We start from the raw sequence: 23,495 nt of genomic DNA on the forward strand, positions 1-23,495 counted from the left end.
GGTCTATTACAATCCCAACGGTGGGCAATTTGTACAAAAGTTTTCCAACAACCTGCGCGACACGCTGCTGTCGACGGTGATCGGGAAGGGTAGCTTTACACCCGATATTTCGCCCACGGCGTTTCTCGTCAGCGACTGCGGTTTTATTTACCTAAGCGGTTGGGGAGGGGAGATCAATCGTGCGGGAAGTACTACGCGGGGATTGCATACAACACCGGATGCGTATGATCCCGACGGGAACGGTCATGATTTCTACCTGATGGTATTAAGCGGCGATGTGCGCACGCTGCTATACGCGACCTTCCTGGGCGCCAGCATGTCGGCGACGCACGTGGATGGTGGCACCAGCCGCTTTGACAAACAGGGGGTGGTATACCACGCGGTGTGTGCCGGCTGTGGCGGCCGGTCGGACTTCCCGGCGGAAAACGTACCCATGGCAAATAGGTTCAATCAGAGCGAGAACTGTAACAACGCCGTCTTTAAGTTCGATTTGTCGCAGCTGCGGGCTGCCGTGCGGACCAACACCCCTGCCTTTGATTATCCGGGGGTGAATAAGATTTGCCTGCCGGACAAGATCGTGTTCGAGAACTTCAGCTATGGTGGTAAGATCTATGAATGGGACTTTGGCGATGGTACAACCCTAACGACGACAAACGCCAACCCGATTCTGCATGAATACAAAGAATCGAACCGACGCTATACAGTTTGGTTAAAGGCGATTGCACCAGAGACTTGTAAGGGCGTTGACTCTATGTCGGTCTATGTGGAGGTATTCGATGCCCTGGCCCGAGTCCAGGACGATGATGCGCTTTGTGCCGGAAGCGAGTATACTATTCAGGCCAGTGGCGCAGCGATCTATTCCTGGCGCAGTGCCGATGGTATTTTTACATCGGGACTTCCGTCGCCGGTCGTAAAGCCTGCCGACACCACGGTATATTACCTGACATATACCGAACTAAGCGGATGTATGGGTAAAGACACGGTGCAGTTAAACGTGGTGCCGTTAATTCGTACTGAGTTTATGCTGGAGCGGATCACGGATTGTTTTTCACGCCCCACGCTACACATCGTTAACCTGACGGATAGCCTGGTAGCGACAGATGAGATGTTCTTCTACTTAGCGGAGGAGGATACGACCCGGTACGACCAGACAGAAATTGTCCATCAGTACGAAAAAGACGGTACGTACATCGTGAAGCTCGTGGCGAGCCGGCAAGCAGGCAGTACGTCCTGCGTCAGCGAACAATCTACACCGGTGGATATTTTCACCTTGAAGGTGCCCAATGTCATCACGCCCGATGCCACGCTGGGGCAGAACGACACGTTTGTGATCCAGTACGGCGATACGCAGGGGCAAGCACCAAATGACCTCGGCTATCCCGTGGCCGTGAAGATTTTTAATCGATGGGGTGATCTCCTCTACGAATCGACCGACTACAAGAACGACTGGAGCGGCAGTGGGCTGGCTTCGGGCACGTATTTCTTTGAGGTGACCGTACAGCGTCATGCCACCTGCAAAGGGTGGGTGCAATTACTCCGTTAACTCCAGTACCAGTAAGTAATATTCCGGCAGGGATACACTGCCCAGGGTATATTTTTTGCCTGTGGCGATCTCCGTGCCACCGGTATGCTGTCCGATGCCTTCGGCAAACCGTTGTGTGTTTACGGTCGCGGGCTTGTCGTTGGTATTAAAGATGCACATGACGGTTTGTTTCCCTTCGTGGCGGAAGTATACATAGATGCCGTCTTCGGGAACGTATTGCGTGAGCGTGCCGGTAGTAAGCGCCGGGGAATTCTTGCGGAACGTGGCGAGCGTGCGGGTCCATTCAAAGACTTCATTTTCTTTCTCCGTGCGACCGGCCGTCGTGAATTTGTTTGCTGCGTCGCCGGGCCACCCACCCGGGAAGTCGAGGCGTACCCACCCGTCGGGATTGGCTACTCCTTTCATCAGAATCTCGGTGCCATAGTATAGCTGTGGTACGCCACGGCTGGTCAGTAACCAGGCAATGCCGGCTTTGTGTTTCCGGATGTCTTCGCCAACGACGGAGTAGAAGCGGCTCATGTCGTGGTTGTCGAGGAAGATGACGTTGCGCGTGGGGTCTTCGTAGACAAAGTCGTTGGCCAGCGTGTAGTACAATCGGTTGACGCCGTTGGTCCAGCCGAAGGGCTCATTGAGTGCGGAGACAATACCGTACAGGTAGGCCTGGAAGTCGGTGACGCCGGGCAGGTTGCTCTTGAAGGGTATATCAAATTTGTTGCGGGCGAAGTATGCCTGATTGGGGACGCCGTGTACCCAGGTTTCGCCGAAGAGGGAGAGGTGGGGATACTGGTCGAGCAGGGCCTGGTTGCAGCGGTTCATGAAGTCCAGGTCATTGTAGATATAGGTATCGATGCGCCAGCCGTCGAGACGAAACTCCTCTACACACCAAAGCGCGTGCTGGATCAGGAAGTTGGCCACGTAGGGGTTTTGCTGGTTGAGGTCCGGCATTTGGGGCGTAAACCAGCCGTTGCTCATGCGTTCGCGGTCGCTGCGGGCAGCGTGGGGGTCGAGCAGGGGTTGGTCTTTATACGTGGTGTTGGTATAGGCAGGCCACTCGTGTAGCCAGTCGCGTGTCGGTTTTTCCTGTACGAAGAAATGGTACAGGCCGACGTGATTGTAGACGGCGTCCTGGATGAGCTTCATGTTACGGCGGTGCAACTCGTCGCTGAGGCGTGTGTACAGGGCGTTGTTGCCCAGGCGCGGGTCGACGGTATAGTGGTCGGTCACGGCATAGCCGTGCTCGGTTCGATGGGGCATGTCGTTTTTCAGGACGGGCATGAGCCAGAGAGCAGTGACGCCCAAATCTTGTAAATAGTCGAGGTGGTTGATGATGCCTTGCAGGTCGCCGCCGTGGCGCAGAAAGATCGAGTCGCGGTGGAGGGATTGGTCGCGCAGGCCTTTGATGCGATCGTTAGTAGGGTCACCGTTGCTGAAGCGGTCGGCCATGGCCAGGTAGATCAGGTCTTTATTGGTGACGCCCTGGGCGAACGGGCTGTCCGTTGTGCGGGCTTTGAGGGACCAGTTCACGCGCGTGGTCTTTTTGCCGGTGGTGAACACCAGGGGTACCGTGCCCGGCCGGGCGTCGGGGGCGATGGTCAGGTCCAGTGCGACGTATTTACCGTGCTCCAGCGGGTGCACCTTCTGGAGGGTAACGCCCGGGTAGTTGACGGTGACGGTACGTTTGTTAAATGCAGGGTCGTCGGATCGTACCAACAGCTGGAGGGTGGGAGACTTCATGCCTGTCCACCAATGCGGGGGATATACGGTGATGTTTTGAGCGTGAAGGGGCAGGAAAAAGGTCACGAAAAAGAAGGCGGAAAGGCCGGCGCGGCGTCGGTGCATACGATGGAATTTAAGGGTCCTGAAGTCTAAGTTCGGATGTTCCCGTGGAACGACAAAGGATAGTAAAAACTTCGGTTTCATCGTTTCGGTTTTGCAGTTTACGTTTTCGGAAACGTTTGCGCATTCGATTCCTATTAATTTTTTTGGAATTTATTACACTAATAATGATCAGAATTACCTACTTTCAGAGTAGACTTCAAACGTGTGCACTGAGCCGCCACGTTTGGGGAATGTAGAATTAACCCAAACTCAACAACGTATGACGAAGTTTTATCTGTATTTAAGCAGGTATCTCATGGTGGGGCTATTGTTCGGCACCACGATGGCCTGGTCGCAGGGGCGGACCGTTACCGGAAAGGTAAGTTCATCTGACGATGGCGGTATTATTCCGGGCGCCAACATCCTGGAAAAAGGAACAAGCAATGGTACCATTACCGGTACTGACGGGGTGTACACCATCACCGTACAAGAGGGAGCAACCCTGGTATTCAGCTTTGTGGGCTACCAATCGCAAGAAGTGTCGGTGGGCACACAATCAAACATCGAGGTGGTGCTGCAGGCCGACGTGACCGCGCTGAACGAAGTGGTCGTGATCGGTTATGGTGAGATTAAGAAACGCGATGCTACGGGAGCGGTAGCGTCGGTAAAATCGGAAGATTTTAACACAGGGGTGATCGCATCGCCCGAGCAACTTATACAAGGCAAGACGGCCGGTGTGCAGATCACCACGGCCAGTGGCGAGCCGGGTGCGGGCGCTAATATTCGTATTCGCGGTACGTCGTCCGTCCGCGGGGGGAACAACCCGTTGTACGTAGTGGATGGTGTGCCCCTGGCAGGGGATGACGTTTCCGGCGGTGGCCTTGACATCGGCCGCGGGAACGCGCCTAGCAAGAACCCCTTAAACTTCCTGAACCCGAGCGACATTGAAAGCATCGACATCCTCAAGGATGCTTCGGCTACTGCCATTTATGGTTCGCGCGGTGCCAACGGCGTTGTGCTGATCACAACCAAAAGCGGCAAAGGCAAGCGTCGTCAGCTGGAATATGGTGCTACCCTGAGCTTCGCCAGAGTGGCACGTAAGTATGATCTGTTGAACCGCGATCAATTCCTGAATGGCGCGGCACGTCTGGGGTCAAATCTTGAGGAATTGGACTATGGCGCGGATACCGACTGGCAGGATGCTGTTCTGAGAACATCAGTCTCCAATCGCCACGATCTGTCGTTTTCCGACAACTACAAGACGCTGACCTACCGGGCGTCGTTCAGCTACGACAATCAGCAAGGTATAGTAGAGAATACAGGGCTGAAGCGTTACACAGGACGTTTGAACCTGAACAAGTCGTTTCTGAACGATAAGTTGAAAGTGGGTACCCAAATGATCTTCTCGCGTGTAGACGATCAGGCGGCGGCGATCACCCAGAACTCAGGTTTCGAGGGTGACCTCATCGGCTCCATGATTATGGCCAATCCTACCTGGGGGCGGTTTGCCGATTCACAGTTTTCAAATACCAACATCAATCCGCTGGCATACCTGAAGTATCACCAGGATAATACGCAAACGGACCGTCACCTGATCAATGTAACCGGTTCATATGACATCTTGCCTTCCCTGAGCTTTAAAGTAACCGGGGGCTTCGACCGTTCGGAGTCTACGCGCGACAAAGTGTTCTCGCCCAGGCTCCGTCTGAGCAACGGTGTGGAAGGTAACGGCCGTGGTGGCTTTGCTGAAATTGAAACCGATAATAACCTGTTGGAGGCATACTTCAACTACAATAAGACCATCGGCAAAGGTACCATCAATGCCGTGCTGGGATATTCGTACCAGGAGTTTAACCGGAAAGGCATGACGGTGTTAGGCTGGGGATTTGCCGGTGAGGATATGGACCGCATGGTCGACGATCTGCATGCCGGTGCAGGTGTTGTACAGGGCCTGATCGATCAACCTTACCAGCAGTTCGGGTATTATACCGTGATCGACACAGACAATGGTAATCACGAACGAATGTATATCAACACGTTGTCGCCGGAACCTACCACGATTGATCTGGACAACATCCCGGCCACGATGCCGGTGCGCAGCGTTACGGGCGACATATTCAACTCGACGGATGAGCTGCAGTCGTTTTTTGGTCGTGTGAATTACTCGCTGTCAGATAAATACCTGTTGACGGCAACGTTCCGGGCCGACGGTTCTACGCGTTTTGGTGGCAACAACAAATACGGTTACTTCCCTTCGGCTTCCGCCGCATGGCGCCTGTCGGAAGAAGCGTTTGTGCCGGAAGCATTTTCTGACCTGAAGTTCCGCGTCGGTTACGGCGTAACGGGGAATCAGGAGATTCCGCATAACCTGCACCAGGCGCGGATCAAATACAACAATCGGAACAACAACCAATTTGGCGCACCGACCATTGGTAACGACGGTCAGGCTCCGCCTCCGGGTACGTCGAATGTGGCGTTTGAAAATCCCGACCTGCAGTGGGAGCAAACATCCCAGATTAACATCGGTCTCGACTTTGGTTTTGTGGAAAACAAGATAACCGGTAGCATCGATGTGTACCGCAAGAATACAACGGATCTGCTGATCCAGGTAACATCGGCGCAGCCGGCGCCGCAGCCTTTCACCTGGCGTAACCTGGATGCCGATGTCATCAACCAGGGTGTTGAATTGACGTTGAATGCGATTGCCGTGGAGTCCGACAACGTCGGCCTGAATTTCGGTTTCAATATTTCGTACAACAAAAACAAAGTAGAGAACTATAGCGGGGCTCCACTAAACACGGGTGAGATCAACGGCCAGGGTTTGTCGGGCGCTTTCGCGCAACGGATCGTCAACAACCAGCCGCTGTTCACGTATTTCATTCGCGAGTTCCAGGGCTTTGACCAGGACGGTATCGCGCTTTACAACGGTGATTTTCAGCGTTACGTCGACAAGAACCCGATTCCAAAATACAACCTGGGCTTCTCTGTAAACTTCCGCTATAAGAACTGGGATGTGTCTACCTTCCTGGCCGGCCAGTACGGTTTCTGGGTATACAATAATACTGCCAACGCTTACTTCTCGTTGGGTTCGCTGGCGACGGGTAAAAATATTCAGACCAGCTCCCTGTACACGGGCGAGTCGGCTGCCAACGCACCCGATGCTTCGACACGTTACCTGGAGAAAGGAGACTTTCTGCGGATGCAGAATTTGAACCTCGGGTATAACTTCAACTTCGAGCAGACGTCGCTGATCAAGAAGCTTCGTCTGTACGCCAGCGGTCAGAATCTTTTCCTGATCACCGGTTATTCAGGTTTGGACCCGGAAGTGAATACCAATAAAGCGCGCGACGGCGTTCCTTCGCTGGGCATCGACTATACAGCGTACCCGCGCGCGAGAACCCTGACTTTTGGTCTGAATGCAACTTTTTAATTGAGCATGAGTATGAACGTAAATAAACTAACGATAACCTCGGGCATCCTGGTAGCAATTTTTAGTGTGGGGTGTACCGACCTGGAAGTAAAAGAAAAGGATTCCTACCTGATTGAGGCGGCGGGTGTGTTTGCCGGTGTGCCGGCGGAGGCTACACTGAACTCGGCGTACCTCGACCTGCAAGGTTGGGGTAATCAAGAGAACCTGTATGCTTTGACGGAGGTTGCCTCTGACGAGTTGCTGGTGCCTACCCGCGGTGTCGACTGGGGTGACAACGGTATCTGGCGCAGCTTGCGCCAGCACGAGTGGGATGATTCCCACCAGTATATCCTGAATACATGGAACAACCTGAATGCGAACGTATACAAGCTGAACCAGTTGCTGGCCTCCGAGTCAGAACCGGGTGCGCAACAAGCAGCGGAAGGTAAATTCCTGCGTGCGTTTAACATGTGGTACGTGCTTGACTTATATCGCCAGGTGCCGTTCCGTGATGTGCATGACGCTGTAACGTCTGATCCGAAGGTGTTTTCCGTACAAGAAGCGATGGATTTTATCATCAAGGATCTGACCGAAGCACTGCCGAACCTGCCGACCGTCGGCCCGGGCGGTGATACAGACAGGGCTTCGAAAGCTGCTGCGCACTTTCTGCTGGCGAAGCTCTATCTCAATAAGCATGTCTATCTGAAAACAGAAGCGGCTGCGGCCGATATGAATCAGGTGATACAGCATGTTGATGCGATTAGAGAAGACGGCTTTATGTTGAACGAAGATTACTTTGATACCTTCGCCGACGCCAACAATCCCGAAACAATTTTGTGGACAAATGCCGAATGGGGCAACCGTATTTGGAATGGTCTGCACTACAACCAGGGCGTAAAGACCAACACCGGCGGCGGCTGGAACGGCTTCTCGACTACGGCTGAATTCTACGCCCTGTTCGAAGGTCCGGATGAAAGCAATGAAAGGGGTCTGGGTCAGGAAGAACGCCGGGGCTTTGTACCCAAAGAGCGTAACCACATTATGCAAGGCATCGGTTACGGCTTCCTGGTAGGGCAGCAATACGACTCGCTGGGCGCACCGCTGAAAGACCGTCCGGGGAATCCCTTGATTTTTACCGAAGAATTCGCAAGCAAAACGACGCTTACCGGTAACAATGAACGCCACGGCATCCGGGTCATCAAATACCACCCGAGCCTCGGTAGCTACAACCGGTACTATGTGTTGGCCCGATATGCCGACGCGGTGCTCATGAAAGTTGAAGCGCTCGCACGCGGGGGCACAGGCGATGTTGACGCCCTGACGCTGTACAATGAGCTGCGTATTACACGGGAAGCATCTCCGTTGGCAGGCCCGCTTACGCTCAAGAATATACTGGATGAACGCGGCCGTGAGCTGTATACTGAAGGCTGGCGCCGTAATGACCAGGTGCGTTTTGGTACGTTCACTTCGCCGTTCCCGTATATGAACAACACGGATCCAAGCCGCAATGTATACCCGGTACCGGCCAACGCGCTGACAACCAATCCAAATCTGCAGCCGACCGAAGGCTATTAATAACCGGTAATCACACCGGATAAATTAAAGAAGGCACGTCGTAGTTTACAGCGTGCCTTCTTTTTTTATTTTTAGGATCGTATGCGTATAATGTTCATGTGGAGATTTTTGATAGTGTGTTTGTTTGTTGTCAGCGCTTGTAAGAAAGACGATGTGTCGGCCCCGGCGGCCAGCCGGAATACGTTGTTTACCCGATTGACCGCGGAGGAGACGGGTATCGATTTTACGAATGACCTGAAGATTGACCCCGACTTTGATGTTTTTCGCTACCGGAACTTCTATAACGGTGGGGGTGTAGGCGTTGGCGACATCAACAACGACGGGCTGCCCGATGTATACCTCACCTCCAACATGGGCGACAACAAGCTCTTTCTCAATAAAGGCAACTGGAGGTTTGAAGATATTACGGAAAAGGCCGGCGTGAAGGGGATGAAGGTGTGGTCTACGGGCGTCAGCATCGTCGACATCAATAACGACGGTTTGCTGGATATTTATGTCTGCAATGCGGGCGACGTGAAAGGCGGCAACCGCGATAACGAGCTTTTTATCAACAACGGCGACCTGACCTTTACGGAGCGGGCAGCGGCGTATGGTCTGGCGGACCGCGGCTTCTCCACCCATGCAGCATTCTTTGACTATGATAAAGACGGCGACCTCGATTGCTATGTCCTGAATAATTCTTATCGCCCGGTATCGACGTTGGGCTACCGCAACCTGCGGCACGAACGCGACGAGTTTGGTGGGCATAAGTTATACCGCAATGACGACGGCCACTATACCGATGTGAGCGCGGCGGCGGGCATTTACGGCAGTGTCATTGGCTTCGGCCTGGGCGTGACCGTGGGTGATGTCAACCAGGACAACTGGCCCGACCTGTATATCTCCAACGATTTTTACGAACGCGACTACCTGTACATCAACAACCACGACGGTACATTTACCGAGTCACTGGAATCCCATATGGGACATATCAGTATGTTTTCGATGGGCGCGGACTTTGCCGACCTGAACAATGATGGTTACCCGGAGATCTTTTCCACGGATATGCTACCGGAGGAGGATGCCCGGGTGAAGACCATTTCGTCGTTCGAGACATACGATGTGTACAAGCTGCGGTTGAAAAACGGTTACTACCACCAGTATATGCGCAACATGCTGCACCTCAACAACCAGGACGGCACTTTTAGCGAGATCGGTCAACTGGCCGGCGTGGCAGCGACCGACTGGAGCTGGGGCGCGCTGATTGTGGACTTCGACAATGACCGCCACAAAGAGATTTACGTCAGCAACGGTATTTACCGCGACCTGACCAACCTGGACTTTATCGACTTCCTGGGCAGCAGCGAACAGATGCAGGCAGCGATTGAAGGCAAGAAGGTAGACTTTAATGGTTTTATCGAGCGGATGCCATCGGTACCGCAAGCCAACTACGTGTTTACGCTGACCGACACGGCGTGGCAATACAAGAATGTGTCGCATGCGTGGGGGCTGGACGAGCCCGGCTTTTCCAATGGGGCGGCGTATGGCGACCTCGATAACGACGGCGACCTGGACTTGATTGTCAACAACGTCAACGCGCCGGTGTTTGTATATCGCAACCAAAGCCATGAACGTGGCAAGACGCATTCGTTGTCGGTCTCCTTTAAGGGTACGGAAAAGAATACATTTGGGCTGGGTGCGTGTGTAAAAGCTTTTCAGGGCGGCGAGGTGATATTATTGGATCACATGCCCATTCGGGGTTTTCAGTCGAGTATGGATTATCGCCTGGTGCTGGGAGTGGGGGAAGCGAAGCAAGTAGATAGCCTGGTGGTGATGTGGCCGGATGGGCGAGTGGAGATCCGTACGGATGTACCCGTGGATCAACACCTGGTGTTCGATCATGCGCAGGCTAAGCCTTCGGCCGCAAAACCGGCCGCACCGGTCAAGCCGCTGCTGCAACCTGCTACGCGTACGACGATCACGCATCAGGAAAATGATTACAACGACTTTGATCGTGACCGCTTGCTATACCACATGCTCTCTACGCAAGGGCCGGCCTTTGCTACTGCAGATCTTACCGGCGATGGACTGGATGACATCTTTGTAGGCGGCTCGGTGGGGAATCCCTCGGCACTATATGTTCAACGGCCTGGACAGACGTTCATACCGGTGCCAGGCAAATTGTTCGATGCGGACTCGCTGGCCGAGTGTGTCGATGCCGTGTTCTTCGATGCGGACGGCGATCGCGACCTGGACCTATACATAGTAACGGGTGGCGCGGAATATACCACACAGTCGGCGGAAAGCACCGACCGCTTTTATGAAAATAAGGGACTACGTGGCGGCATGCCGGTATTTGAAAAGACCACGGGCCGGATTCCGATGCTATACCAGAGTGGTAGCTGCGTGCGCCCGGCCGATGTAGACGGCGACGGCGATCTGGATCTTTTTGTCGGGACGCGCGTGTTGTCTGCCTATTATGGATTGCCGTGCGATCAATTTGTGTTGCTGAACGATGGCAAGGGGACTTTTACCGATGTCACGGCCACCTATGCCCCGGCACTGAAACACCTCGGCATGGTGACGGACGCCGTGTGGTTTGCGTACGATAACGATGAATTCCCCGACCTGCTCATCGCAGGCGAATGGATGCCCATTACCATCTTTCGTAACAATGGCAAACAACTCACGCCGGTGACCGATGCGCCCGGCCTCGCGAATACGGAGGGTTGGTGGAACCGGGTAGAGGCTGCCGACCTGGACGGTGATGGCGATACGGATTTTGTGCTGGGCAACCTGGGCTTAAACTCCAAGTTTAAACCGACAGCAACGTCGCCCGTTACCCTCTATGTAAACGACTTTGATCAGAACGGTTCGGTGGAGCCTGTGTTTGCGTTCCGGCGTGAAGGCGAAGACTTCCCGATGGCGATGCGTCAGGATCTGATCAAACAAATGAGCTCGCTCAAAAAGAAGTTCCTATACTATCAGGACTATGCCGGCAAGTCTGTTGCCGACATCTTCGATGCCAACTTGCTGAAGCGGGCCACGGTACTGAAGTTTTATGAGCCACGCACCAGCGTCTTGTTGAACGACGGTGCAAAAGGCTTCCGGTTGCAGGCGCTGCCGTTCGCGGCGCAGGTGTCACCGGTATACGGCGTGGCCGTGGCCGATGTGAATGGCGATGGCGTGCAAGATCTGCTGCTGGGTGGCAACCTGTTCGCGGTGAAGCCGGAGGCGGGGCGATACGATGCGTTGCACGGATTGGTGCTGACGGGCGACGGCAAGGGCGGTTTTACGGCGCTGCCGTCCCGTACGTCGGGGCTGATGCTCCCAGGCGAGGTGCGCCACGTGCGCGTGCTGAATGCGCATGGTAAAAAGCTCCTGGCCTTTGTTCGCAATAACGATACCCTCCAATTTTATACCCTACGTTAAATTTTCCGATGAAACGATCCTGTATTTCTTATTTATTTTTGGTAGGCCTCTGTCTCTTCGTGGGGTGTTCGTCGGATAGCGACAAACGCTTTCGCCGGGTGCCATCGACGGAGTCGGGGATTACTTTTCGGAACACGCTGACCGAAAGCGTGGAGTTCAATATCTTCAACTACATGTATTTTTATAATGGCGGTGGCGTCGCGACGGGTGACCTGAACGGTGATGCGCTGCCGGATGTATACTTTACGTCGAATCAGGAATCCAATAGGCTGTACCTCAACAAAGGTAATCTGAAGTTTGACGATATTACCGACGTGGCCGGCGTGGCGGGCTTCCAGGGATGGACGACAGGGGTGACGATGGCCGATGTAAATGGCGACGGACGGCTGGATATTTATGTCAGCAACCTCGGCGATTACCTGATCTACAAAGGCAAGAACCAGCTGTTTATCAACGAAGGCAACGACGAGCACGGTGTGCCGGTCTTTCAGGACCGGGCGATGGAGTATGGTCTCGACCTGGTAGGCTTTTCGACACAGGCGTCTTTCTTTGATTATGACCGCGACGGCGACCTGGATATGTTCATGCTCAACCATTCACTGCACCAGAATGGCACCTTTGGTAAATCTACCTTACGCAAGGTTCCCCATGCATTGGCCGGTGACAAATTGCTGCGCAACGAGCAGGGTCACTTCATCGATGTGACGCAGGAGTCGGGTATTTATAGCAGCGTGCTGGGGTATGGCCTGGGGGTTGTGGTGAGTGACGTCAACCTCGACGGCTGGCCCGACATCTATGTGGGCAATGACTTTCACGAGAACGATTACCTGTATATTAACCAGGGTGACGGAACCTTCCGGGAAACATTGGAAGCGTCCATGACCCATACCAGCCGGTATACCATGGGCGTAGACTTTGCCGACTTTAACGACGACGGCTTTCCGGACCTGATCGCGATGGATATGCTGCCGGAAGACCCGAAGATCCTGAAAGCGTCGCAGGCCGAGGAGTCCTACGATGTCTATACCTTCAAGGCTAACTTCGGCTATAACCAGCAGTTTGCCCGCAATACGTTACAAGTAAATAATCAGGACGGCACCTTCAGCGAAATGGCGTTGCTGGCCGGTGTGGCCGCGACGGATTGGAGCTGGTCGTCGCTGTTTGCCGACTTCGACCTGGATGGGCGTAAAGACATTTTTATTTCCAACGGGATTTACCGCCGCTCGAACGACCTGGATTATATCAACTTTATGTCTGTCGATACCGTGCAGCGGAGGCTTGCGCAAGAAACGATGACCGAAAAGGAGATGGTATACATCGACAAGATGCCGAAGATCAAGCTGGCCAATTACCTCTTTCAAAACAACGGTGACTCGACGTTTACCAATCGTGCGCCGGAATGGGGATTGGATCTGCCATCGTATGGTAACGGCGCGGCGTATGTCGACCTGGACAACGACGGCGACCTGGACATTGTCGTGAACAACCTGGAGGATGAGGCGTCGGTATATGAAAACCGGACGTTGTCGGTGCAGCCGTCCGACACGGTGAAGCTGCCCGGCTACCTGCAATTTGTGTTGAAGGGACGTGGCGGCAATCCGCTGGGCGTTGGCGCCAAGGTATTTGTTTATCGCCAGGGTGGCCTGCAGGTGCAGGAGTGTATGCCGACACGCGGGTATCAGAGTGCGGTAGATCCGCGGATAACGTTCGGCCTGGGCGACGCGGCACGCGTTGACTCGGTTGTGGTGGTTTGGAATGGCGGTGCTTTCCAGACGCTGCGGCAGGTCCATGCCAACCAACGGATCACCCTGGATGAGCAGCAGGCCTCGGGCACCTTTGACTATGCACCCTTCCATCGCGTCGCGCCGGTATTCCAGCGCGCAACCGATACGCTGGCGCTGTCGTACCGGCACAAGGAGAATAAGTTTGTCGAGTTTAACCGCGAGGCATTGATCCCGCACATGCTGTCGGCGGAAGGGCCGGCCGTGGCCGTGGGCGATCTGGATGGTGACGGGCGCGAGGATATTTTCCTGGGTGGCGCCAAGTGGATCTCCGGACAGACGTTCCTGCAAACACCGAAAGGTGCTTTTCGCGCAGTGGCGCAACCCGCGTTGGCCGCGGATAGTACGAGTGAGGATGTAGACGCCATCATGTTTGATGCCGATGGCGATGGCGATCGTGACCTGCTGGTCGTGAGTGGTGGCAATGAATTTGCCAACAAGTCGCCGCACCGGTGCCCTCGCTTATATCTGAACGATGGCAAAGGGAATCTGGCGCGGTCGAAAGGCTTGCCCGAGCTGTTCCTGACCGGCGCGTGCGCGCGTGTGGCGGATATAGACGGCGATGGCGATCAGGACCTCTTTATCGGTGCCCGCACAACGGTATGGCACTACGGGATTCGTGCCGACAGTTATCTGTTGCGGAATGACGGTAAGGGTAACTTTACCGATGTTACGGAGGCGGTCGCACCTGCGTTGAAGGCCTTTGGTTTTGTGAAGCAGGCAGCGTGGGCAGATATGAACGGCGACGGCACACAAGATTTGGTGTTGGCGGCGGAGTGGGCACCCGTAACGATCTTCCTGAACCAGGGTGGAAAGCTGGCGCTGCTGCCGTTGGAGGGTTCGGGCCTGGAGCATACCGCGGGGTGGTGGAATACGCTACAGCCGGCGGACTTCGACGGCGACGGGGATCTTGACCTGGTGGGAGGTAATATGGGGTCAAACTCCAAGTTGCATGCTTCTGTGCAGGAGCCTGTCAGGATGTATGTAGCAGACTTTGACAAGAACGATAGCACCGACCAGGTGTTGACATACTATATTCAGGGTAAAGAGTATTCTTTCCATACGCGCGATGAGATGACCAAGCAGATGCCTTATCTGAAGAAGCGGTATCTCTCGTATCATCGCTTTGCGGATGCTTCGATCGAAGAGATGTTTGGCCGGGAGGCGCTGGACAAAGCGGAGCATTATACCGCGTATACATTTGCCAGCTCCTATATTGAAAACCTAGGGCAAGGTAAATTTCGCGTTCGGGCGTTGCCGACGGCGGCACAGCTCTCGCCGGTGCAGGCGATCTTGCCGGGTGATTATACGGGCGATGGCAAGCTGGATATTTTGCTGGCCGGTAATTTTTATCCCATCAATATTCAGATGGGGCGGTATGACGCGAGCTACGGGTTGTTGCTGAAGGGCGATGGTAAGGGCAACTTTACGGCCATGCCTTCGTGCCGGTCGGGTTTTTGTGTGAAAGGAGAGACGCGGCAGCTGCGGGCGATACAGGTAGGGAATACGGTGTACTATCTGGCGGTGCGGAATAATGATACAGTGGAAGCATTTAGCCTGAAGCCACACCCGTAGCCCTTTATTATTTTTTGCCCCCGGTGACAAACAACCGTTGCAGATGCCCGGATTTCGACTAAATTGTCGTATCGATCGAGTATGGCGAAAAAGAAGCAGCATCCGGATCCGGGCGCGGGAAACCTGTGGGGAATAGACCTGGGCGGGACTAAAATTGAAGGCGTTGTTTTGCGATCGGCGCAAGATCCGGAAGTATTATTCCGCGACCGCGTTCCGACGGAAGCGGACCAGGGATACGAGCACATCCTGGAGCAAATACACAAACTGGTAGAAATGATGAAGGCGGCACTGGGTACGGTGCCGACCATGATAGGATTTGCCACGCCAGGTACCGTGGACCCGCGGCGTGGCACGATGAAGAACTGCAACACCGTGGTCATGAATGGCAAACCCATGGCCGCCGACATCGCGCGCGTGCTCGGTGTGCCGGTGCGACTGGCCAACGACGCCAACTGCTTTGCGCTGGCGGAGACACGCTGGGGCATCGTCAAGCAAGAATATCCCGATGCGCGTATTGTGTTTGGCGTGATCATCGGCACGGGCGTTGGTGGCGGTGTCGTGATTGATGGCCGTTCGATAGCCGGGCTGCAAGGTATAGGCGGTGAGTGGGGGCATAATTTTTTAGATGATTCAGGCGGCCCTTGCTACTGCGGAAAGTCAGGCTGTGTGGAACGGGTCATCTCTGGTCCCATGTTACAGCAGTATTATTTTAAGGAGACAGGAAACAACAAGCCCTTAAAGGACATCGTAGCGCTGGCGGAATCCAAGGTGGATCCGACGGCCCAGAAGACCATGATCAGGCTCGTGCATTTCTTTGGAAAGGCGATGAGCGTAATCATTAACATTCTCGACCCCGATGTGATCGTCATTGGCGGCGGTGTAGGAAACATCGACCTGCTGTACGACCGGGGCCGGGATGCCGTAAAACAAAACGTGTTTAACGACCGGCTCGATACGCCGATCGTGCGTCCCATGTTGGGCGACAGCGCGGGTGTTTTCGGAGCGGCCTTTCTGGTGGATGATGCCGTATAGCAAGGAGCGCAGACTATACAACCGGTATGAAAAAAATAGCGATCCTCGGTCCGATACCCCGCGACCACATTGTCACGCATCAGGGACACCTCATTCAAAAGTGGGGCTGTGTCACCCACCCGGTCATTGCACTTTCGATCATGGCCGGTGATCAGATAGAAATTGTGCCGGTAAGCCACTTGCGCCAGGTGGATCTCGACAATGTACGCGAGGTCTTCAACGGCTATAAAGGTATAAACCTGAAACATATCGGCACTCGCAACGACCAGGGCGATATCATCAGCCTGCGCTTTCTCGACATGAACAATCGCCTGGAGCGCCAGACCGGATTTATGGATCCGATCGTTCCCGACGATGTCAAGAAGTTAGTGGACTGCGACGTGTTTGTATTTATTCCCATCAGCGACTATGAGATCTCGCTCGAGACGTTGAAATTTCTGCACAAGAAAAGCAAGGGCATCGTCATCTTCGACGCGCATGGTCCCACAACGGCCTGCCTGACCAACGGCGAGCGTCAGCGCAAGTTCTGGATCGACCGCGACCAATGGTTGCCCTACATTGATGTCTTAAAAATGAATTTAGAAGAAGCACATGCGTCGTGCTTTAAAAAAGAATATGAAACGCAGGATTTCTCCTGTCCGCCGGAAGAAGTGGTAGATCGCCCGGCGCTATTGGCGTTCGCTACCCATTGCATCAGTAAGGGGGTGAAGTGCGTTTACATCACAGTCGACTCGCGCGGGTGCCTGGTATACTACAAGGTGCGGGGCGAGGTGCGCGAGGAGATGGTCCCCGCGGTACCGGTCGACAACGTGGTGGACACCACGGGCTGCGGCGATTCTTTTGCCGGCGGTGTGGGCTTCGGCCTGCTGCAAAAACCACGTGACTACATCGGCGCTGCGCAGTATGGTAATGCACTCGGTGCGTTGCGTACGCAAGGCAAAACCTTTACGGTATTTAAGTCGCTGGAAGAGACCAACGCGCTCATCCGAAATACCTATGCACAATCCATCTAAACGAGTACACATAGTTGATCAAGGCTTGTATTTTTGACCTGGACGGCGTGATCGTCGACACGGCACGCTATCATTTTTTAGCCTGGAAGCGGCTGGCTGCCGAGCTGGGCATTCCCTTTACCGAGGCTGACAACGAGCGCCTCAAAGGCGTAAGCCGCCTGCGTTCCATGGAGATCCTGCTGGAGCTGGGGCATATTACCATGGCCCGCGACGAGCAGGAACGACTGGCCAACAAAAAGAATGGCTGGTTTGTGGAATATGTCGAACGCATGACGCCGATTGAAATCTTCCCAGGCGTGCCCGCCCTGTTGAAAGACCTGCGCCGGCGGGGCCAGCGTGTTGGCCTTGCTTCCAGTAGTAAGAACGCACCGCGCGTGGTAGAGCTGCTGGGCCTGGCCGATGCGTTTGACAACATGGTAGACGGTACCATGATTGTCCATACCAAGCCCGATCCGGAGATCTTTCTGCTTGCTGCGCGTAAGCTGAACGTTGCGCCGCACCAATGCGTGGTGTTTGAAGACGCCGAAGCCGGTGTGGAAGCAGCCCTGGCGGCGGGCATGGCGTGTGTCGGCATTGGCTCGGAGGAGCAACTGCATCGCGCGGACCTGGTGTTACCCACCACGGGTGAGTTCGATCCGGCGACCCTGGCGACGCTGGACGTGCGGCAACCGCGCCCAACCCCATAACCCTATACTTTCCAAACAACCCCAGATGTATTTTTATGAAAGAGTTTTTGAAGCATCATCCCTGGCAGATCATCGAAGAAGGTTTTGATCCGCACTATCATACGATCTCCGAAAGTGTCTTTAGTATTGGCAACGGACAAATGGGCCAGCGGGCCAACTTCGAGGAGACCTATACCGGCGAGACACTGCGTGGCAGCTACGTGGCCGGGGTATATTATCCGGACAAAACGCGGGTAGGCTGGTGGAAGAATGGCTACCCCGAATATTTTGCCAAGGTGCTGAACGCTCCCAACTGGATCGGGCTTGATCTGCGCGTAGGCAAGCATGTGCTGGACCTGGCGACGTGCAAGGTGGAAGACTTCCGCCGCGTGCTGGACATGCAGGCAGGGACCTTGTCCCGCAGCTTTGTAGCAACGTTGGCCGACGGCAAGAAACTGCGCATAGCGGCGCAGCGTTTTTGCAGCATGGCCCGGGGTGAAGTGGGGGCAATCCGGTATGCGTTCACGCCGTTGAACTTTTCCGATCAGGTGACAGTATCGCTTTTTGTGGATGCCGACGTTGTCAACAAGGACTCTAACTACGACGAGAAATTTTGGGAGGAAGTATACAAAGAAGCCTCGACAGCGTGTGCCATCGTAACAGCGCAGACGAAGAAGACATTCTTTCATGTAACGACCGGTATGCGGTACGTGATCACGTCGGGCGGACAGCCGGTGAAGATTGATCGCACCGACATCGTGGAGCGGGAAAAGTTTGCCGGCAACCAGGTGGTGTTTAGCGTAGAACAGGACAAAGAAATTGTGATCTATAAATACGCTGCGGTGCTTTCCTCCGAGAATCATGCGAAGAACGAGCTGGTGACGGCGGGCAAGCAAGTTCTGGACGACGCCGTGAAGGCCGGGTATGATGCTTTATTGGAAGAGCACCAGAACATTTGGAAGCATACCTGGGACGTCTGCGATATCACGATTGAAGGCGACATCGCCGCGCAGCAGGGCATACGGTTCAATATCTTTCAACTGATGCAGACCTATACCGGCAAGGACGAACGCCTCAACATTGGTCCGAAAGGATTTACCGGCGAGAAATATGGCGGCGTGACCTATTGGGATACCGAAGCATACTGTTTGCCGTTCTTCCTGAGCACGGCCGAGCCAAAGGTGGCGCGTAATCTGCTGGTGTATCGCTACAAGCATTTGCCGAAGGCGATCGAGAATGCACACAAGCTCGGCTTTGTTCAGGGTGCAGCGTTCTATCCGTTTGTGACCATGAACGGCGAGGAGTGTCACAACGAGTGGGAGATCACCTTTGAGGAGATCCACCGGACCAGCGCGATGGCCTATGCCATGCGTGATTACATTGCATATACGGGCGACAAAGCTTACCTGGCGGAATACGGCCTGGAGGTGCTGATCGGCATCGCGCGATTCTGGGCACAACGGGTGAACTGGTCGTCGGACAGGAACAAGTATGTGATCCTGGGGGTGACCGGCCCGAACGAATACGAGAACAACGTTAACAACAATTGGTATACCAACTACCTCGGCGCCTGGACTCTGAAGTTTACACTGGACGCCATCGACTATGTAAAGAGCACGTTCGCCAGCCGGTTTGGCGAGATCGCCGGCCACGTTCACTTTAAGGAGGCCGAAGAAACGACGAAGTGGCGCGAGATCGTTGAGAAGATGTATTATCCGGAAGACAGCCGGCGCGGTATATTTTTACAACAGGACGGCTTCCTCGACAAGGAGTTGAAGCGTGTAAGCGATCTGCGTCCGGAGGACCGGCCGTTGAACCAGAAGTGGTCGTGGGACCGCATTCTGCGCTCGTGTTTCATCAAGCAGGCCGACGTCTTACAGGGCATTTTCTTATTTGAAGATGACTTCGAGATGGAAACGATCCGTCGCAACTTCGACTTCTACGAGCCGATGACGGTGCATGAGTCTTCGCTGTCGCCGTGTGTGCACGTGATCCTGGCCTCCAAGCTGGGCTATAAATCCATGGCCTATGATCTATACCTGCGCACGGCGCGCCTCGACCTGGACGACTACAACAACGATACGGAAGACGGCTGCCACATCACCTCGATGGCCGGCACGTGGATGAGCGTGGTGAGGGGCTTTGGCGGTATGCGGGTGAAGAACGAGACGCTATACTTCACGCCGTTTATTCCCGACCAGTGGGCATCCTATTCCTTCCGGGTTGAATTTCGCGGGCGGGTGTTAAAGATCAAGGTCAGCAAAGACGGTGTCGAGACGAAGCTGGAGAGTGGTGCGGCATTGGAGATCCTGGTGAACGATGCAGCGGTGTTGCTGAAATAAATTATTTTTGTGCAGGGGGCGGGGCGGTGACAAACATCGCCCTTGCCGAATGTATGAATATGAATACCGGGAATGTATGCCTGGCGGCCCTTGGGCTGGTCTTGGGCCTGTTGTTTGTCACAGAAGTTAATGGACAGCCACCACGCGAATATGCTCCGCGTAATAAAGCCTACACCGAGGATTCCGAGCCTTTAAAAGAAGCATTACGCAAACAACTGGCCTGGGAGCTTCGAAGCCTCGATCGTACTGGTCGCTCGAAAGCTGTTGTCGACGCGGTTCGGGAATCCTTCAGACGGAATACAAAAGGATTGCTGCGCATGGTGGATAACCGCGCGTTTCTTAAAAACGACACCTTACAATACTGGGTTGATACGGTGATGAGCACGGTGGCGATTCGCAATGCCGTTCCGCGCATGCCGGTACGAACGCTGATCCTGCGCGCTCCTGTGGCGAATGCAATTTGTTTCAGTGAGGGCACCTTTGTTGTCACCACGGGATTGCTGGCGGGCATACGAACGGAGGATGAACTGGCCTTTGCATTGGCCCATGAGCTGGCCCACTACAGCCTTGAGCACGCCCGAAAAAGCGCGTTCTACAAGGCCGAGAAGAAAGTGGCAAAGAAACTCCAAAAGACGACAACCAAAATATTATCAGACGACGATGCTATACAGGAGAATCTTGACACGCTTCGGAGCCTGGTATATACCATCAGCCGATATTCCCGGCGGGATGAGCTACAGGCTGATTCCCTGGGATTGATGTATATGAAAAAGGCCGGCTACCGGCCAGAGGCAGCCTATACCGCGTTGTTGTTATTGGACTCGGTCGGGCAGTCTCCCGAGCGCCTCGGTCTGCGGTTGTTCGAGCCGTTTCAGATAAAGAGTTATCCTTTTCAGGATTACTGGCTGGCCCCGCGACCATCGATGTACTCTTCGCGGCGGGAGGGTCCGATTTTCGCCGCAGATTCGGTGCTCTCGCACCCCGAGGCAGCCGCCCGCCTGGCCGCACTGCCCTGGCAGTACGTTGTCGGCACAGCGCCTGATGCTCCGGCGTACGTCCGTTCGACGATTGCACTGGCGGAGTTCAAAAATGTGGAAGCCGCCATCAACACGACGGCGCTGGATTACGCATTGTTGCAGGCCCTACGGCTCAAGCATGCTTATCCACAACACGATTATCCGACGGCTGCCATCAGCCGCATCCTGCTTCAGTTAGTCCGGCTACGGGGCAGCGTCTCTCATGTGAAATTTGTGCCTGCTTACGTTCAGTATTATAGCCAGGAGCTGCGTATGGTCAACACCTTCTTACACAATTTGCAAATCGGAGAACTGGGAGAGCTGGCCTTTAATTTCCTCAACAACCGTGACAATTTTAATCCCGCCAGCCGCGAGCACTATTTTCTGTTGTGGCACATCTGCGACCTGACCGGGCGACCGGAAGTTGCCGGGAAGGTCAAAGCAAACTATGTTACACGTTTCGGAAAAGACGACGTATACAGCAAACTGAAAAGCGGTCCAATGAACGCACCGCTGGGTGGCCCCTTGCAAGAACTTTGGTCTGGGGAATACAGGTTTCCCCATGCTCACAGAGATTGATTCCGTTCAGATTTCAGGTCTGAATAGACTGATTTTATCCTGATGACGCATGCAATGTCGCGTTTGGCCGGTTCGGATCTCTGACAGTTCATCCGGCTGGGATTACAGTTCAGTCACATAGATTGCGGCCTGGTTGGTGTTTCGCCTATTTTTCTGTCGTATTCATCAAACAGTGACTATGAACTTCGAATTGTTTCTCCGGGCGACACTGATCGTTCACATTGCAGGCGGCACGGCAGCCCTGGTAAGCGGCCTGGTAGCGATGCTCACCCAGAAAGGTGGAAAGGCGCACCGTCGCGCGGGTATCGTGTATTTTGTCGGAATGTCGGCTGTCTTTGTCAGCGCTGTGATTCTCTCGATTGCCAGGAATAACGTCTTCTTATTGCTGGTTGGCTTCTTTAGCTACTACCTGACGGCGCGCGGTTATCGGATCCTCTATCTGAAAAACCTACCGGCAGGTCAGAAGCCGACGGCGGTGGATTGGCTCATTACCGGCGTGGCGGGCCTCTTTATCCTGACGCTGGTGGGTTGGGGTATAACGCTGCTGACGGTAGGCGAGCGCATGGGCATCGTGGCCCTGGTGTTTGGCGGTATCGGCGCAGTCTTTGTACGCAAAGACGTTGTACAGTTCTTTCGCCGCCCGCAAGAGAAAATGCACTGGTGGTATGGTCACATCAGCAGCATGGGTGGCAGCTACATTTCGGCGGTGACGGCCTTTATTGTGGTGAACATCCGGCTGGCAGAGTTTCAGTGGGTGCTGTGGATCGTGCCGTCGATTGTGGGCACTGTTCTGATCACACGGACCATCCGATTCTACAAAACGAAGTTTAACGGTAAGGCTGCGTAAGGAAGCACTTCGCACTCACCCTCACTTTCCTTTTACACCCGGGCGTGGCGGTCTTTTGAGAAGCGCCAGATAAAGCCATCGAGAACGTAGTGCGTGACCTGCGGCAACACCAACAGCGGCACGATGAGCGAGAGCACGAGGGGATCTTCCAACGGCGCTGCCTCGATCAGGAAGGGGAACACGACGGCATGGTCTTTCCAAACGAATACATCCCAGACGGTTTCTTCCAGGTAGGCTAATAACAACAATACACCGGCGAAGATGGCGACGCCTTTCCAGGAGAACGAGAACGAGCCGGCGGCCTTCTTCTCGCCGTGGATCCAGATCAGGCCCATGTAGGGAATGCCGTGGGCCACGACGTTGAGCAGCGTAAAGATCAGGTCGCCTTCAAACCACACGATGCCCGCATACCACGAGCAATAGGTGCCATAGACGATCAGATTCTTGGGAATGTTAAAGAACCGGTGCCGGATGGAGACGGTGATCTCCCGCACGGTATAGGTAAGCAAAATCGCGAAGAACAGGTACCACAGATAGGGACCTGCAGCGGCCAGCGGCAGTGGTATAAAGTCGCCGGCGACAAACCAGCTGAGCGAGTCGGTTAAATGAATGTGCCAGTATACCAGTGGGTAGAGCGTGGCGTTGTAAATCGCGATCGCTTCGATCAGGCGTCCGAGGCGGGAAGATTGTTCCTGGCGGGAGTAGAGCCGCATAAAACCATACTGCTGCCGGACGAAGTGATAGACGGCGATGTACGCCAGGATGCGCCAGAATAACCCGGCGCTATAAAAGTGCACTAAAAAACCGACGGCGAATGCCGCTACCGGAATAATGATCAGCAATCGTTTATACTGCCGGAATGTGGGGCGGTCCCAATATAGCCGGAACA

13 protein-coding genes are annotated in these 23,495 nt (G+C 54.4%); 11 read left to right on the top strand and 2 right to left on the bottom strand.

Annotated elements, in window-relative coordinates; genetic code table 11:
- On the top strand, positions 1-1,543 hold a 1,543-nt coding region (locus KK062_RS28690), incomplete at its 5' end, for a T9SS type B sorting domain-containing protein (RefSeq protein WP_254087833.1).
- Here KK062_RS28690 and KK062_RS28695 read toward each other — a convergent pair.
- On the bottom strand, positions 1,532-3,382 hold the full coding sequence (locus KK062_RS28695; RefSeq protein ID WP_254087834.1) for a glycoside hydrolase family 13 protein: 1,851 nt from the start codon (positions 3,380-3,382) through the stop codon (positions 1,532-1,534). The two genes, KK062_RS28690 and KK062_RS28695, sit on opposite strands and share 12 nt — an antisense overlap.
- Before the next feature lie 259 nt (positions 3,383-3,641).
- Here KK062_RS28695 and KK062_RS28700 point away from each other — a divergent pair, with 259 nt between their 5' ends.
- The 10 genes from KK062_RS28700 to KK062_RS28745 all read left to right on the top strand — a co-directional run bounded on the left by KK062_RS28700 (position 3,642) and on the right by KK062_RS28745 (position 22,606).
- Complete coding sequence (locus KK062_RS28700; RefSeq protein ID WP_254087835.1) at positions 3,642-6,791, top strand: SusC/RagA family TonB-linked outer membrane protein; 3,150 nt, start codon at positions 3,642-3,644, stop codon at positions 6,789-6,791.
- A gap of 6 nt (positions 6,792-6,797) precedes the next feature.
- A complete protein-coding gene (locus tag KK062_RS28705) occupies positions 6,798-8,345 on the top strand; it encodes a RagB/SusD family nutrient uptake outer membrane protein (RefSeq protein ID WP_254087836.1) in 1,548 nt (515 codons plus the stop codon).
- Between the two features lie 96 nt (positions 8,346-8,441).
- Positions 8,442-11,756 (top strand): VCBS repeat-containing protein, encoded by a 3,315-nt coding sequence (locus tag KK062_RS28710; RefSeq protein WP_254087837.1) that lies wholly within the window; start codon positions 8,442-8,444, stop codon positions 11,754-11,756.
- Between the two features lie 8 nt (positions 11,757-11,764).
- Positions 11,765-15,112, top strand: a complete 3,348-nt coding sequence (locus KK062_RS28715) for a VCBS repeat-containing protein (RefSeq protein ID WP_254087838.1) — start codon at positions 11,765-11,767, stop codon at positions 15,110-15,112.
- An 81-nt stretch (positions 15,113-15,193) separates the two neighbouring features.
- On the top strand, positions 15,194-16,144 hold the full coding sequence (locus tag KK062_RS28720) for an ROK family protein (RefSeq protein WP_254087839.1): 951 nt from the start codon (positions 15,194-15,196) through the stop codon (positions 16,142-16,144).
- A gap of 26 nt (positions 16,145-16,170) precedes the next feature.
- Positions 16,171-17,157, top strand: coding sequence for a carbohydrate kinase family protein (locus KK062_RS28725; protein WP_254087840.1), 987 nt, complete (start codon positions 16,171-16,173; stop codon positions 17,155-17,157).
- A 14-nt stretch (positions 17,158-17,171) separates the two neighbouring features.
- The gene (pgmB, locus tag KK062_RS28730) at positions 17,172-17,843 is read left to right on the top strand and encodes a beta-phosphoglucomutase (RefSeq protein ID WP_254087841.1); all 672 of its coding nucleotides are present in this window, start codon (positions 17,172-17,174) and stop codon (positions 17,841-17,843) included.
- A gap of 35 nt (positions 17,844-17,878) precedes the next feature.
- Positions 17,879-20,164 (top strand): glycoside hydrolase family 65 protein, encoded by a 2,286-nt coding sequence (locus KK062_RS28735; RefSeq protein WP_254087842.1) that lies wholly within the window; start codon positions 17,879-17,881, stop codon positions 20,162-20,164.
- 53 nt (positions 20,165-20,217) lie between these two features.
- Positions 20,218-21,759 (top strand): M48 family metallopeptidase, encoded by a 1,542-nt coding sequence (locus KK062_RS28740; RefSeq protein WP_254087843.1) that lies wholly within the window; start codon positions 20,218-20,220, stop codon positions 21,757-21,759.
- 178 nt (positions 21,760-21,937) lie between these two features.
- On the top strand, positions 21,938-22,606 hold the full coding sequence (locus KK062_RS28745; protein ID WP_254087844.1) for a DUF2306 domain-containing protein: 669 nt from the start codon (positions 21,938-21,940) through the stop codon (positions 22,604-22,606).
- A gap of 32 nt (positions 22,607-22,638) precedes the next feature.
- Here KK062_RS28745 and KK062_RS28750 read toward each other — a convergent pair.
- On the bottom strand, positions 22,639-23,495 hold an 857-nt coding region (locus KK062_RS28750), incomplete at its 5' end, for a hypothetical protein (protein ID WP_254087845.1).

It is taken from the genome of Dawidia cretensis, from assembly GCF_018598175.1.
Classification (GTDB): domain Bacteria; phylum Bacteroidota; class Bacteroidia; order Cytophagales; family Cyclobacteriaceae; genus Ohtaekwangia; species Ohtaekwangia cretensis.